Annotated in this window: 11 protein-coding genes; 4 read left to right on the top strand and 7 right to left on the bottom strand. The window is 72.1% G+C overall.

Going from position 1 to position 14,102, the window contains the following annotated elements:
* The first annotated feature begins 20 nt into the window (after positions 1 to 20).
* From BXU09_RS00680 to BXU09_RS00670, 3 genes are all read left to right on the top strand, one after another.
* Complete coding sequence (locus BXU09_RS00680; protein ID WP_078304479.1) at positions 21 to 440, top strand: M67 family metallopeptidase; 420 nt, start codon at positions 21 to 23, stop codon at positions 438 to 440.
* A 123-nt stretch (positions 441 to 563) separates the two neighbouring features.
* The gene (locus BXU09_RS00675) at positions 564 to 2,075 is read left to right on the top strand and encodes a hypothetical protein (protein ID WP_078299652.1); all 1,512 of its coding nucleotides are present in this window, start codon (positions 564 to 566) and stop codon (positions 2,073 to 2,075) included.
* 11 nt (positions 2,076 to 2,086) lie between these two features.
* Positions 2,087 to 2,563 carry an AAA family ATPase gene (locus BXU09_RS00670; protein ID WP_168174532.1) on the top strand — a complete coding sequence of 159 codons (477 nt, stop codon included), beginning with the start codon at positions 2,087 to 2,089 and terminating at the stop codon, positions 2,561 to 2,563.
* On the opposite strand, the gene BXU09_RS00665 is transcribed toward BXU09_RS00670, so the two are convergent.
* The 3 genes from BXU09_RS00665 to pulA all read right to left on the bottom strand — a co-directional run bounded on the left by BXU09_RS00665 (position 2,564) and on the right by pulA (position 7,819).
* Positions 2,564 to 3,532 (bottom strand): nucleoside hydrolase, encoded by a 969-nt coding sequence (locus BXU09_RS00665; RefSeq protein ID WP_078304476.1) that lies wholly within the window; start codon positions 3,530 to 3,532, stop codon positions 2,564 to 2,566.
* A gap of 77 nt (positions 3,533 to 3,609) precedes the next feature.
* Positions 3,610 to 3,900, bottom strand: coding sequence for a hypothetical protein (locus tag BXU09_RS00660; RefSeq protein ID WP_078299645.1), 291 nt, complete (start codon positions 3,898 to 3,900; stop codon positions 3,610 to 3,612).
* 211 nt (positions 3,901 to 4,111) lie between these two features.
* A complete protein-coding gene (gene pulA / locus BXU09_RS00655; RefSeq protein ID WP_078299641.1) occupies positions 4,112 to 7,819 on the bottom strand; it encodes a pullulanase-type alpha-1,6-glucosidase in 3,708 nt (1,235 codons plus the stop codon).
* Between the two features lie 137 nt (positions 7,820 to 7,956).
* Here pulA and BXU09_RS00650 point away from each other — a divergent pair, with 137 nt between their 5' ends.
* Positions 7,957 to 8,166 (top strand): hypothetical protein, encoded by a 210-nt coding sequence (locus BXU09_RS00650; RefSeq protein WP_144011914.1) that lies wholly within the window; start codon positions 7,957 to 7,959, stop codon positions 8,164 to 8,166.
* A 76-nt stretch (positions 8,167 to 8,242) separates the two neighbouring features.
* Here BXU09_RS00650 and galK read toward each other — a convergent pair whose 3' ends face one another.
* The 4 genes from galK to BXU09_RS00630 are packed head-to-tail and all read right to left on the bottom strand — an operon-like array spanning position 8,243 to position 13,968.
* Positions 8,243 to 9,313 carry a galactokinase gene (galK, locus tag BXU09_RS00645; RefSeq protein ID WP_078299633.1) on the bottom strand — a complete coding sequence of 357 codons (1,071 nt, stop codon included), beginning with the start codon at positions 9,311 to 9,313 and terminating at the stop codon, positions 8,243 to 8,245.
* Positions 9,310 to 10,431, bottom strand: coding sequence for a galactose-1-phosphate uridylyltransferase (galT, locus tag BXU09_RS00640; protein WP_078299630.1), 1,122 nt, complete (start codon positions 10,429 to 10,431; stop codon positions 9,310 to 9,312). Before galT ends, galK begins: the two co-directional genes overlap by 4 nt.
* Positions 10,428 to 11,927 carry a glycoside hydrolase family 36 protein gene (locus tag BXU09_RS00635; protein WP_078299626.1) on the bottom strand — a complete coding sequence of 500 codons (1,500 nt, stop codon included), beginning with the start codon at positions 11,925 to 11,927 and terminating at the stop codon, positions 10,428 to 10,430. Before BXU09_RS00635 ends, galT begins: the two co-directional genes overlap by 4 nt.
* Entirely contained in the window at positions 11,920 to 13,968 is a 2,049-nt protein-coding gene (locus tag BXU09_RS00630; protein ID WP_078299622.1) for a beta-galactosidase, read from the bottom strand. Before BXU09_RS00630 ends, BXU09_RS00635 begins: the two co-directional genes overlap by 8 nt.
* Between the last annotated feature and the right edge of the window lie 134 nt (positions 13,969 to 14,102).

Below are 14,102 nucleotides of genomic sequence, written 5' to 3'. Positions count from 1 at the left end.
GGGCGCATAATGGAGGGGTGCTGCACCTGCCCGCCTCCCTGCACGCCGCGTTGTGGGCGCACGCCCGTCAGGACCCGGCGCGCGAGTGCGTCGGCGCGCTCGGCGGACGCCGCCAGGGCAGCGGCCTGAAGGCCGTCTGGGACGTGCGGACCCTGTACCCGCTGCCGAACATCGCGCCGCGCCCGGACCGGGAGTACCTTGCCGAACCCCGCGCCCTGCTGCGCGCCCTGAAAGCCATGCGCGCCGAGGAACTGGACCTCGTGGGGCTGTACCACAGCCACCCGCGCGGCCCGCAGGAACCCAGCGAGACGGACCTGCGGCTCGCCAGTTACGAGGTGCCGTACCTGATCGCGGACCTGCGCAGCGGACGGCTCGGTGCGTTCCACCTGCCCGGCGGCCAGCGGGTGCCGCTGCGGATCACCGGGGTCACGCCGGACTGACGCGGGAAGGCGGGCCTGGGCGGAACAGGTGGACGGGGCGGAACAGGTGGCCTGGGCGGAGGAGAAAGAGTGGCAGGGCCGCTTGCGCTGACCTACCGGATGTGAACACAATGAGGACAGCGCATGATGCCCGACCCCCCCGCCGCTTCCCCCTGCGCGACCCTGCCCGGCCCCGCAGGCCCCGGCGCTGCCGATCCAGCCTGGCAGCCCCTGCACGACCAGCCGACCCTGCCGCCCGGCACCCTGCCGTTCGCGCTGCTGGCCCACGAGCACGCCGCCCGCGCCCAGGGCCTGAGTGCGGCGCTCGGACACCCGGACCCGGCCGGATACGCGGCGCGGCTGCTGCGACCCGACTCCCAGCAACAGGGCCCCCACCTGCACGGCCCCCACCTGGACGCCCTGACCGCCCCCCACCCGCCCGCCGTCGCCCGCGCGCTGCGCGAGATCCTCGGGGCGCCCGGAACTCTGGCCGGGCCCGGTTCCGCCCCGGCGGCGCCCCGGACCCTGCGGACGCTGGCCCGGACACCCCGGCTGCTGTGGCGGGCCACCCGCCCCGCCGCCCTCCGGGCAGACCCGCCCACCGACTGCCCGCCTGCCGACCGGCTGAGGGACGCCCTGAACGCCCTGGCCCGCGCCGCCGCGCACCCCGCCCCGCTGGGCGCCGCGCTGGCAACCGCGCTGCTGGGGCAGGTCACCCGCGCGTGGCTGAACGACCCGGGCACCCTGCACCTGGAACTGCTGCGCGGCGACGGCCCGGCCGCCCGCGCGCCTGTCCCGGACGGTCCGGTCACCGCCACGCCGGACCACGCACTGAACCAGCTGCGCACCACCCTGAGCGGTCCGCGCCGCGCGGCGGCCCTGCTGATCCTGCGCGTGGCGCGGCGTCAGCATCAGGCGCTGGCGGAGTACCACGCCGCGCTGCCCACCGCCCGCCGCGCCGCCCTGCGCGCCGCCGTGAGCGCCGCCGCCACACTGCGGGAACGCGGCGCGCTCTCCCGCACCGCCGACGCGCGCTGGCTCACGCCACACGAACTGATCGCCGCGCTCGACGGTACCCTGCCCCGCGCCGACCTGCACGCCCTGATTCACGCGCGCCGCGCCGCTGCCCCCACAGTTCACGGCGCCCCCGCCCGCCCCGCCCCATCCCTCTCCACTGCCGCCACGACCGGCACGCTGAACGCCGCGCCGCTGGCCCCCGGCGTGCGCGACGGCCGCCTGCGCCACTGGACGCCCGGCACGCCCGTCCCTCCCGGCGCGGTCCTGCTGCTGGGCAGCCCACCCTGGCCGCACCAGCTCGCGGCCCTGGGTGCCGCCGCCGCGCTGCTCGCGCCGCTTAGCACCCTGCACTCGCCGCTCGGCGCGCAGGCCCGCCGCGCCGGGCAGGTCGCCGTGTCCCTGCCGGAACCCCACCCCGACTGGCTGGAGGACGGCGCGCTCGTGCGCGTCAACGGCCACACCGGACAGCTGACGCTGCTGCGCCGCGCCGGGCTACCCGACCCCATTCCCGCCTTCGACCTGAACCTCGAAGTTCCGTCCGCCACCCCGGCCACCGGCGCGCAGGACCGGCCGACGGTGCTGTCGCCGCACGTGCGGGTGCTGCCGCGCCCCACGCCGTTCAGCATCGACCTCGCTTGAGAATGGGCCTGATGCCGGGGCGCATCCACGCGCTGCACGGGTTCATCGGCAGCGGCAAGACCACCCTGGCCCGCACCCTGGAAACGCAGCTGGGCGCGCTGCGCTTCACGTCCGACGAGTGGATGACCGCCCTGTACGGCCAGGACCCGCCCGCCGACGAGTTCCCGGCCCTGTTCCGGCGCGTGATGACCGTCATGGAGGCCCAGTGGACCCGTGCCGTCACGCTGGGGGTGCCGGTCATCCTAGATCATGGGTTCTGGACCCGCGCGGCCCGCGACGAACTGCGCGCGCAGGCGGCCGCGCTGGGCGCACCGCTGACCCTGCACGTCCTGGCCGTCCCGGACACCGAGGCGCGGCGGCGCGTGCAGACCCGCAACCTCCAGCCGGACGCGCTGCTGATCGCCGACGACACCTTCGACCTGTTCCGCCCCCGCTTCGAGCCGCTCACCCCGGACGAGGAGGCCTTGCAGCAGGTGATCCGGTACTGATCACGGCAGGCGCGCGATCCGTTCCAGCAGCAGCGCGAAGAACTCCCCGTCCCTCACGCCGACCGCCACCTGCGCGTTCGCGGGCCGCCCGGTCACGCCGTACAGGTCGCAGACGGTGCGGCCCAGGTTCAGTCCCTCCTGCGTCTCGACCTGCACGTCCATGGACTGCCAGTCCAGCAGGTCCGGGCGCAGGGCCGCCGCCACCGCCAGCGGGTCGTGCAGCGCGCCGCCGCTCAGGCCGTAGCGGTCGCGGTACACGCCCGCGTAGAAGGTCAGCAGCTCGGCGCACACGGCCCCCGCGCGGTTTCCCAGGGCGCGCAGGGCGTCCACGCGGTCCGGCGTGGCGACCGCCTGCATGGTCACGTTCAGGCCCACCATCCGCAGCGGCACGCCCGAAGCGAACACGATCTGCGCGGCGTGAGGATCGACCAGCGCGTTGAACTCAGCGGCCGGCGTGCGGTTCCCGTGCCCGGTGCTGCCGCCCATCCACACGATCTCGCGGATCAGGGGCGCGATATCCGGCGCGAGCCGCAGCGCCAGCGCCACGTTCGTGAGCGGCCCGGTCGGCACCAGCGTCACCTCGCCCGGACGCCCCCGCACCGTCCGGACGATGAAGTCCACCGCGTGCCCCGCCTCCGGCGCCCGCAGCGGCTCCGGCAGGTCCGCCGCCGGCAGGCCGGTCGCGCCGTGCACGCTGGCCGCCGTGACACCCTCGCGCAGCAGGGGCCGGTCCGCGCCCGCGAAATACGGCACGTTCCGCCCCGCCTCGCCCGCCAGGGCCAGCACCACGCCCGCGTTCCGGGTTGTCAGGTCCAGCGGCACGTTCCCGTGCACGGCCGTGAACCCCAGCACCTCCACGTCCTCCGGGCTGCCCAGCGCCAGCAGCCAGCCCACCGCGTCGTCCAGGCCGGGGTCACCGTCGAAGATCACAGGCAGGGGCGCGGGGCGGGCCGGGGTGCGGGCAGTCATGCCGGGCAGCATAGCGCCCCCCCCACAGACGCGAAAACGGGACCGCGAGGGCCCCGTCGTCCCGTCCGTTCCTGCGTTCAGGCCTGGGCGGCGCCGCCGTCCTGCGGGCCCTCGCCGCGAATGGTGGCAATGGTGGCCTCGACCATCTCCTGGAAACCGCCCTGGTGCATGGCGGCCATCAGTTCGATGGTCTTGGCGGCGCTGCCCTCGAACACGAAACCGGTCTCGTGGATCTGGCAGCCCTGCATGGCGGTGCCGTCCTCGCCCCTGAAGACCAGCACGCACTTCTCGAAGGTGCAGTTCACGAACTGCGTGCCGTCCAGGGGGATGCGTTTGCCGGTGAACGTCTGATTCTCGATCGTCTGCATGATAGGCGGCCAGCATAGCGCGCCGCAGACAGGGGCGCCCCCCGCCTGCGGAAATCATACGGATTCCGTTTGTTTCGCTGACAATCCGGAACTCCACCGGATTGCCCGCTCCACGCCCGGAACCCGTTTCGCTCCTACTCGCCCTGCTGCGCAGCTCTACGAGTCCGCTCGGATTGAACGGACTTTGCAGCCCATTCAATCGGAGTCCATATCACTTCCCGACGAACACGGCGGTCGTCAGGCCCGGCACGGTCACGCTGCTGCCCGCCGCGCGGCTGCCTTTCACGGTCGCGTCGCTGCTGGCGGCCAGGACCGGGTGCAGGCTCAGGTTCAGTCCGGCCAGGGCCGGGTCGGTCAGGGTGACGTTCTGGCCGCTGCCGTTGAACACCACGACCACGCTGCGGTACGGGTTGGTGGCGCTGGTCGCGCCGCTGAGTTTCATGGCGATCACGCCCGGCACCTGCGCGGGCCCGACGTTCAGGAATTGCAGGCCCGACTGCACCTGCGCCGCCGTCTCCAGGCGGAAGAGGCTGCTGGAGTAACGGACACGCAGCATCTCGCGGTAGTGATCGAAGGCGCGCCGCATCTCGGTCGGGGCGGGTTTCAGGGCGGGGTTGCCCAGCAGCGGGCGGTACAGGTCCCAGTTCCCGGCGTTCTTCTCGGCGGGCGGCAGGCCCTTGCCGAAGCCGTTGCTGGCGAACGTGAAGTCCAGGGTGTTGAACCAGTCGCCGCTGTTGTAACTGTCGGTGTCGAAGCTCTTGGAGCGCAGCATCTCGTCCCCGGCGTAACTGAACGGCAGGCCCTGGCCCAGCAGCACGACGCTGTTGGCGAGGTTCTGCATGCGGGTCCGCTGCGCGGGCGTGGCGCTGGCCGGGGCTTTCAGGGCGATGGCGTCGAACAGCGTCTGGTTGTCGTGCGCGCTGACGTACGTGATCGCCTCGCGGGGGCTGGCGGCGTACCCGGCGGGCGCGCCGTTGTAGTCCACGTTCCCGCCCGTGGTTTCCTTGCCCAGTCCGTTCGTGAAACGGTAGTCGCGCAGGTTGCCGGTCAGGCCGACCCGCACCTGATCCGCCAGTCGCAGCGCGCGGGTGCGGTCGTTGTTCTGCGGTTGCCCGTTCGGGAGCGTGAACAGCCCGGTCGCGAAGCCCTGGTCCTGCAGGCCGCCGAAGGGGTTCCCGCCGCGCACCGCGTCGCGCAGGCGGTCGTTGAAGGTCCCGATGCCCTGCCCGAACAGGTTCAGTTGCGTGGCGTTCCTGCCGCGCGCGCCGCCCTGCACCTCTCCGAAGTCCCAGCCCTCGCCGTACAGGTAGATGCTCCTGCCGTCCACGCCGTCCTTCTGCAGGGTCAGGGCGTCCAGGGCGCGGCGGGCGGCCTGCATGTCCTCGACCATGTGGTGGCCCATCAGGTCGAAGCGGAAGCCGTCCACCTTGTAGGCGCGGGCCATCAGCACCAGGGTGTCCACCATGAGCCTGCGCATCATGACGTGCTCGGTGGCGGTGTTCGAGCAACAGGTGGAGTTCTCGACGCTCCCGTTGGCGTTCAGGCGGTGGTAGTAGCCGGGCACGATGCGGTCCAGCACGCTCCGTTCGGCCTGACCGCTGGCGGCGGTGTGGTTGAACACCACGTCCTGCACGACCCGCAGGCCCAGGCCGTTCAGCGCGGCCACCATGCGGCGGTACTCCAGGGTGCGGGCGTCCGCGTTCACGGCGTAACTGCCTTCCGGGACCATGTAGTGGTACGGGTCGTAGCCCCAGTTGTAGGGGTCGGCGTCCTTGACGGCCGTGACGGCCTTCTGCTGTTCCTCGCTGTCCGGCGCGAACTTAGAGAGGTCGCCCGGTGACTTCCACTTCGTGCGGTCCTCCTCGATGGTGGCGATGTCGAAGGTGGGCAGCAGGTGCACGGCCTTCAGGCCCGCGTCGGCCAGGGCTTTCAGGTGCTTCACGCCGTTACTGCCCGCCTGCGTGAACGCGAGGTACGTGCCGCGCTGCGCCGCCGGCACCGAGGCGTCCGCCGCGCTGAAGTCCCGCAGGTGCAGCTCGTAGAAACTCAGGTCGCTGGCCGAACGCAACGCCGGTTTCTTCAGCGTGTCCCAGCCCGGCGGTCTGGTGGCCGGATCGTTCAGGTCCAGCAGCACCGAGCGGGTGCTGTTCCGGGTCAGTGCCACCGAGTAAGGGTCCGTCACGAGGTTCGTCTCGACCTTCCCGGTACCCGGCGCGTACACCTTCACCTCGAAGCGGTACGCGGCGCCGCGCCAGTTCTGCGCGCCCCTGACCGTCCACACGCCCCTGGCGTCACGGGTCATGGGCACGGTCGTCTCCGGGCCGCCCGCCAGGGTCAGGCGCAGTTTCACGTCCTGCGCGGTCGGCGCCCACAGGCGCAGGGTGGGCACGTTGCCCTGCCACGCGGCCCCCAGCGGGCCGTCGTACGCGAACAGGTCGTCCAGCGCCCGCGCCGTCTGCACGCCGGTCGCGTCCAGCACCGTGCCGTCCGGCAGGACGCTGCTCACCGCCACCTGCCCCTGAAGCACGGCCGGAATGCGCGCGCGGTCCTCCGGGCGGACCCGCAGCAGCGCGTAGCCCTTCAGGTACGGCGCCTTCGCGGTCAGCGCGGGCGTCAGGCCCCCCTCGACCTCCTCCAGGGTCAGGCTGTCGCCGCCGTCCACGCCCGCCCCGGTCAGTTTCAGGCCCCCGGCCCGCGCGGCGTGCAGCGTCAGGAACGCGCCGGGCTGCACGAACGCCGGTTTCACGGCGATCAGGTCCCGCGACAGCATCACCGCCTGCGCGCGGCTCAGGTCGCCCACCGTGCGCACGCTGGTGTCCGGACGGGTGGTGTTCACGGCGGCGCTCCCGCTCACGATCCACGCCTGATTGCCCATCTCGCGGGTGAGCGCCTGATCGGCGCCCGGATCCTTGTTGTCGCCACTGTGCACGATGAACCCCAGTTTCTTCCAGTCTGTCTTCATGGGAACGTCCCAGTACACGCCAAACGAGTTCGTGCCCGTGGGCGTCAGCGGTTTGGTCCACTCGACCTGCGCGGTCGTGTCCTCCCAGGCGTGCAGGCCCCAGCCGTCATACTTGCCGTCCGGGCGGTAGTAGTTGATGCGCGCCACGCCGGCCGGCACGGGCGGGTCACTCAGCGCGGCGGGCGCCCCGTAAGCGAACTCGGCCTTGCCGCTCGTGACGGTCACCTCGTTCCCCTTGCCGGGGTCCGCGAACATGTCGGCGCCGGGGTCCTTCTCGTCGCCCTTATGCACGATGAAGCCCACCTTCGCCGCGCCCGCCTTCAGCGGCACGTCCCAGTACGCGCCACCCGCGTCCACGCCGGTCTGCGCCAGCGGTCGGCTCCACTCGACCGTGGCGGTGGTGTCCTCCCAGACGTGCAGGCCCCACCCTTCGTACTTCCCGTCGGGACGCACGTAGCGCACGCGCAGCACGTTCTTCGGGATGGGCTGCGCCGCGCCCGCCGTGGCTGCTGGGGCCGCTGCCGGGGTGGACGCGGCAGGCGCGGCGGCCTGCGCGACGGGAGGCTGGCTGGCGTCCACGGTGAATGGCCCGCCCTTCGCGTACGCGGCGTTCAGGCTGCCGGACTTCAGGAACAGTTCCCGGCCCCGGCTCAGGTCGAACCACAGATCCTTTTCGGCGTCCTTGGTGTCGCCCTTATGGACGATCAGGCCCAGTTTCTGCGCGCCGGGTTTCAGGGGAATGTCGAAGTACGCGCCGAAGTCGTCCCGCCCGCTGGCCGCCAGGGGTTTCTCCCAGGTGACCTGGGCGGTCGTGTCCTCCCAGACGTGCAGGCCCCAGCCGGCATACGCGCCGTCCGCGCGCTGGTAGTGCACGCGGGCCGTATCGGCGGGAAGGGATGTTTGCGCCGCTGCCGCAGCAGCCAGCGCGACCGTCAGGAAGGTCGCCAGTCGTTTCATGTGTGCCTCGGAGTGTACCCCGCCGCGCGTGGGAGTGCTTCCATGAACCGGTTGCAAGGCAGCCGGCGCTGCACCCCCAACGTTCCTTGAGGCCCGGCACACCCGCCCCGCCGCGCCCCGACCCTACAGTGGGCGCCATGACCGGACATACCAGCGACGAAGTGGTGGGCACCCCCACCGAACCCCACGAGCACAGCGACGCCGAGAGCCTGCGTCACATTCCCCCCAGCCACGACCAGCGCGGTGTGGTGCAGGACAGCCTCGGCAACCCCGACATCGGCGTCGAGCACGGCGAACCCAACCGCCAGAAAGACCCGGAGAACGAGCCTGCCAACGACGGCGTGTAACCCGCTGCCCCGGCATTTATCAGGTTGAGGCCCGCATCCACACCGGATGGGGCCTCATGTTTGCACTCTGGTCAGCTCAGGGAACGACCTGCCGTCCCTCGGGACCGTACTGCGCCAGCGTGGCCTGCGCGACCGCACCGGCCTGCCCGGCCCGCACGAGCGCCACGACCGCCCCGCCGAAGCCCGCGCCGGTCATGCGCGCCCCGAACACGTCCGGGTGCGCCTGAAGTAGCGCCACGAGTTCATCCACGCGCGGGTGGCTGACCGCGTAATCGTCGCGCAGGCTGGCGTGGCTGGCGTTCATCAGCACGCCGAACCGCGCGGCGTCCACGTCGGCGGCCAGCGCGGCCTGCACGCGGGCGTTCTCGCTGACCACGTGCCGCGCCCGCTCGCGCAGCGGGTGGGGCAGTGCCTCCACGCTCTGGGGGTCCTGCACGTCGCGCAGTTCGGTCACGCCCAGCAGCCGGGCGGCCTCCTCGACCTGCGCGCGGCGTTCGTTGTACCCGCTCTCCGCGAGTTTGCGCGGCACGCCGCTGTCGATGACCAGCACCTCGGCCCCGGCGGGCAGGGGCAGCAGATGGCGTTCCAGACTGCGGGTGTCGAGCAGCAGCATGGTCGCGCTGTTCGCCACCGAGCTGGCCATCTGGTCCATGATGCCGCACTGCACGCCCACGAACTCGTGCTCGACGCGCTGCGCGATCAGGGCGATGCGTTCGTCGCTGGCGTCCAGGATGCCCAGGTCGCGCAGGCCGCGCAGGACCGCGACTTCCAGCGCGGCGCTGCTGCTCAGGCCCGCGCCCATCGGCACGTTCGACGTGACGTGCACGTCCAGTCCGTCCGGCGCGCCGCCCAGCGCCAGCGCGCCCGCCACGTAGCGCGCAAAGCCATCCTGGGCGTTCCCGCCGACCGGGAAGACGCTCTGTTCGTTCAGGTCGGCGGCGAACACGCGGTGCTCGCGCGTGCCGTTGGGACCCAGGGCCACGGTCGTCACCTGCGGGATGGCGGTGGGCAGTACGAACCCGCCCTGGTAGTCGGTGTGTTCGCCCAGCAGGTTCACGCGGCCCGGTGCGGACGCCGTCACCTGCGGCGCGCGGCCGAAGTGCTGCTCGAAGGTCGGGAGGTTCTCAGGGGTAGTGGGGGTGCTCACAGGTTCTCTCCGGCGGTGGGGGAGACGGCGCGCAGTTCGGCGGCGGCCGCCTCCGGGAATTTGTCGTTCGCGAACTCCCCGGCGCCCTGCTCGGTCCCGGCGAGGTATTTCATGCGGCCCGGCGCGCGCAGGTACGGGTAGATCTCGATGTGCAGCGGGAACGCCGGGTGCGGCCCGTCCAGCGGCGCCTGATGCACCGTCAGCAGGTACGGCATCCGCACGCCGAACAGCCCGTCCAGGCGCAGCAGGGCGTCCTTCAGGGTGCGGGCGAGGCTGGCGCGCTCCGTGCCGCTCAGGTCGGACAGCAGACTGACCGGGCGGGTGGGCATGACCCACGTCTCGAAGGTGTAGCGCGCGAACGGCGGCACGACGCTCAGGGAGTCGCCGTCGTCGTGGACGATCCGCTCGCCACTCTCCCGCTCGCCCTCCACGAAGTCCGAGAGCCACGGGCGGCCGTTCTGCGCGTGGTACGCCTCCATCTGCGCGGTCATGCGGGCCTGCACGGGCGGTACGTGATCGTAGGCGTAGATCTGCCCGTGCGGGTGGTGCAGCGTCACGCCGACCTCCACGCCCCGGTTTTCGAAGGCCAGGACACTGTGAATCTGCCCCGTGCCCGCCAGCCGCGTGGTGCGGTCGGCCCACACGCCCAGCAGCAGGTCCACCTGCGCGTCCGTCAGGTCACTCAGGCGGCCCTGGGCGCTCTGGCTGAACACCACGACCTCGCACTTACCCACGCCCGCGCGCGTCCCGGCCGGGCCCTGCGGCGGCGTGGGTGCGTTCAGGGTCAGGCTGGGAAAGCGGTTGTCGAACACCGCGATGTCGTACCGGCCCTGCGGCAGTTCCGTGGGGTGCGCGGGATCACTGGTGGGGGCCAGCGGGTTGTACTCGGGCGGCGGCAGGAACGTGCGCCCCATGCGGTGCGCGGCGTACATGACCCACTCGCCGCGCAGCGGGTGCCAGCGCATCAGCGGGCGGGCGTCCACGGGGTCCGGGCTGGGGCTGGGAATCTCGCTGGTCACCTCGACCGGCTCCAGGCCGTACAGCGTCAGGGCGCGCCCGTCGGGTTTCGTGAAGTCCTGCGCGTGCAGGGCGGCGGGGGCCTCGGTATGGGTGGTCATTTCTGGGCCTCACGGTAAGAGTGGGGGGGCAGCGGTCGGCCCTGGGCGTCCGGCGCGGACCGGTCGGTCAGGTTGAACTCGCCGCGCGAGAAGTGAGTCACGGCCGCCCCGCCCCGCAGGCTCAGGCTGACCGGACGGTCCGGCGTGCTCACCTTGAGGCAGCGGCGCAGCAGGTCCAGGCCCTCGTCGTTCAGCAGCGCGATGGGGTCGCTGCTGGCGCGCAGACCGCCGATCACGTCCAGCATCCCGGCGATCGCCTCGCGTTCGGGCGTGCTCAGCATGCTCAGTTCGCGGCGACAGATCGCCACGTCCGGGTCCGGCTGGTACCACGCGCTCTGATACCAGCGGCTCAGGGCGGTGTGCAGCGCGTTGCGGGCGCTGGGGCCGGTCGCGTCGCCCAGCCACACCCGCCGGGACTCCTCGTCCCAGATGGGCGCCACGTCCGGCCCGGTGCGCATGGCGTCCACCACGCCGACGCTCTGCGCGAGCGGCGCGCCGCACCCCAGGATGAACGCGTCCGGCCCGGCCCCCTCACGGAAGGCCTCGATGCCCATGCGGTACGCCCCGGCGCGGCCCACGCTGGGGTCGTGTCGCACACCGGGCAGCGACGCGCCGTACAGGAAGTCGATCTTCAGGTACGTGTACCCCCAGCCGCGCACGGTCGCGCCCAGGTTCCGCAGCCACGTCAGCACCTCCGGGTGGGTGGTGTCCAGCGCGTAGTACGGCCCGCCCCAGTTCTGCCCGACCGGGAGCGGCCGGCCGTCCTCGCCACGCAGCATCCAGTCCGGGTGCTGCGCGAACAGCTGCGAGGTCGGGGACGCCAGGAACGGCGCGAGCCAGATGCCCGGCGTGAACCCCAGCGCCCGCAACCGCTCCGGCAGGTCACGGGCGTGCCCGCCGAAGTGCGCCGACGGCAGTTCCCAGTCGCCCAGGTCCGCCTGGAAACCGTCGTCGAGCTGGAACACGTCGAAGTCCAGGCCCTGCTCGCGGGCCAGCCGGGCGTTGTCCAGCATGGCGTCCAGCGTCACGGCGCGGTAGTACGAGTACCACGAGCACCACACCCGCAGCGGCGCGGGCGTCCGGGCGTGCATGGCCGATCCCAGCTGCGCCGCGTGCGCCTCCAGCGTGGCGATCACGTCCGGCGTTTCTTCCCACAGCACCCCGACCTCCGGGCCTTCCAGGCGGCAGGTGACGGTCACGTGATCGCCCTGCGCGCGGGCCTCCCACTGCACGAAGGTGCGCGTCGCGTCCAGCGCCCCGCCGACCCAGCCGCTGCCGTCCTCGCGGGCCAGGGCCAGCACGGTATGACTGCGCCACACGCCCGCCTCGCCGCCCGGCGCGAAGCCCGGATCGTGCCCCTGCTCGACCTGCCAGTGGTACGACGGGGCCACCTGCCGCGCCGTCAGGGGCTGCAACTCCGCCTCACTCCAGGACTGGAACCCGCTGATCAGCACCTTCAGGCCCTCCGGGGCCTCGTTCACCGTCCACTTATGCATCCTGCTCTCCTTCCAGCGGCTGGCCTGCGTCGTCCGGCCGCACCACGAAACTCACCGGCGGCAGCGTGGTCCCGTTCCAGTCCACGGCCTCCGGATTCCAGTTCTGCACCAGCAGCTTCCCGGCGCGGCGCGACACGCGCACGCCCTCGGGCACCGGCAGCACCGGCACGCCCGCCGCGCCCAGCACCCCCTCCAGCACCGCCCCGATCAGGGAGTCGCTGTGCGCGCCGATCACAGTCACGTTCCCGCGCCGGATCACGGCCGCCTGACCGTCCAGCGGGCCGCCCCGGTAGTGCGCCAGCGCCTGCGCGCCATTCAGGCGGTAACTTTCCGCCCAGGTGGACGCCTCGAAGGTGCCACCCAGGTCGCCTTCGCCTGCGCCGCTCACGGTCTGCGGCAGCGTGGGCCGTAGGCTGTCGTACTGCAACAGGCGCGCCCCCACCAGTTCCGACAGCGGCCCGAACTGCCCGTCCGGCCAGGTTTCCCCGCCGGGCGTGCGGAACGCCGTGCGCGGCCCGCACACCAGCCGCGCGCCCGCGTTCACGGCGTCCGTCCAGCGCGCCGCGCGCTCGGCGCTGACCAGCGTGATGGCCGGCGCGACCACGACCGCGTAAGCACTCAGGTCCGCGTCGGCGTGAATCACGTCCACGTCGATGCCCAGGCGGCGCAGCGCCATGTAGTACGTGACGGTCTGCGTCCAGTAGTTCAGGCCCTGCGCGTGCGGCTGCTGATCGTAGATCCACAGGCTCTCGTAATCGTGCAGCAGCGCCACGCGCGCCGGGACCGGCCCCACCGGGAAGGCGGTCTGGTCCAGCGCCGCGACCTCCTCGAAGCCCCGGTCCGGCGTCTCGTCGTGGCGCAGCAGGCCCGAATGCATGACTTCCTGCGCCATGGTCGCCGCGCGCCAGCGGAAGTAACTCACGACGTCCGCGCCGTGCGCCCACGCCTGCGCCGTCCATAACGCCACCGCACCGTCAGCGGGCATGGGGTTGTACGGCGCCCAGTTCACCTGACCGCACTGCTGCTCCATGACCCACGGGCCGTTCGGCGTGCCCGCCCCGTCGCGGCCCAGACGCTCCCCTCCGCTCAGCAGACCCCGGTACAGGTCGTGATTGAAGCCCACGAGGTCCGGATGCCCGGTCCGCGCGTAGCGGGTCTTGAGGTCCTCGCCGATGCCGGGCGGCGCGAACAGTTCCAGCATCCCGGTCGGGTAGTTGTCCCAGGTCACGAAATCCAGGCCGCGCGCCACGTCGTAATGGTCGAAGCCCGACTCGAAGATCATGAAGTTGTGCGTGACGAACCGGCCCGGCGACAGCTCGCGCAGCAGCTCGACCTGCTCGGCCTGGAACTCACGGATCATGTCCGACGCGAAGCGGTTGTAGTCCAGCACGTGCGACGGGTTCACCTCCGTCACGGTCAGGATCGGCGGCCGGACCTGCGCCCAGTCGGTGTACTCCATGCTCCAGAACACGTTGCCCCACGCGGCGTTCAGGGCGTCCAGCGTGCCGTACTTCGCGCGCAGCCACTCCGGAAAGCGCGCGGCGCTCGCCCCGCCGTAGCTGCGGCTGGTGGCGTGACACCCGAACTCGTTGTCGGTCTGCCAGCCGGCCACGGCCGGGTGCTGCCCGTACCGCTCCGCGATGGCCCGCGTGATGCGCCGCGAGTGCTCACGGAAGACCGGCGACGCGAAATCGTAGTGCCGCCGCGACCCGAACTCGCGCACGCGGCCCTGATCGTCGAACGCCAGGATCTCCGGGTGCGCGCGGATCAGCCACGCGGGCGGGGTGGGCGTGGGCGTGCACAACACCACCCGCAGGCCCTCGGCGTGGTACGCCTCGATGGCGTCGTCCAGCCAGCCCCACTCGAAGGTACCGGGAAGCGGTTCCAGACGGCTCCAGGCGAACTCGGCCAGTCGCACGAAACTCAGGCCCAGGTCGCGCTGCGTCCGCGCGTACACCGGGGGGCGGTCCTGTGGAACATGCTCCGGGTAATCGCAGGTGCCGAGAAGAAGATGGAAGGGGTGTGCGTCAGCTTGGGTCATGAACTCGTCCTTACGGGCAGGCTCCGGGGTGCGGGGGCCTGTGGAAACGGGAAAGCCGGATGAACAGACGGGGAACGCGGGGGCAGGGGAGGCGCCAGGGGAGAGGCCGGGCACCACGACCCGGCCGCCGCCCT

The sequence above is a fragment of the Deinococcus sp. LM3 genome, from assembly GCF_002017875.1.
Taxonomy (GTDB): Bacteria; Deinococcota; Deinococci; order Deinococcales; family Deinococcaceae; genus Deinococcus.
The sequence above is the reverse complement of the archived record's forward strand: the minus strand, read 5'-3'. Positions and strand labels throughout refer to the sequence as shown.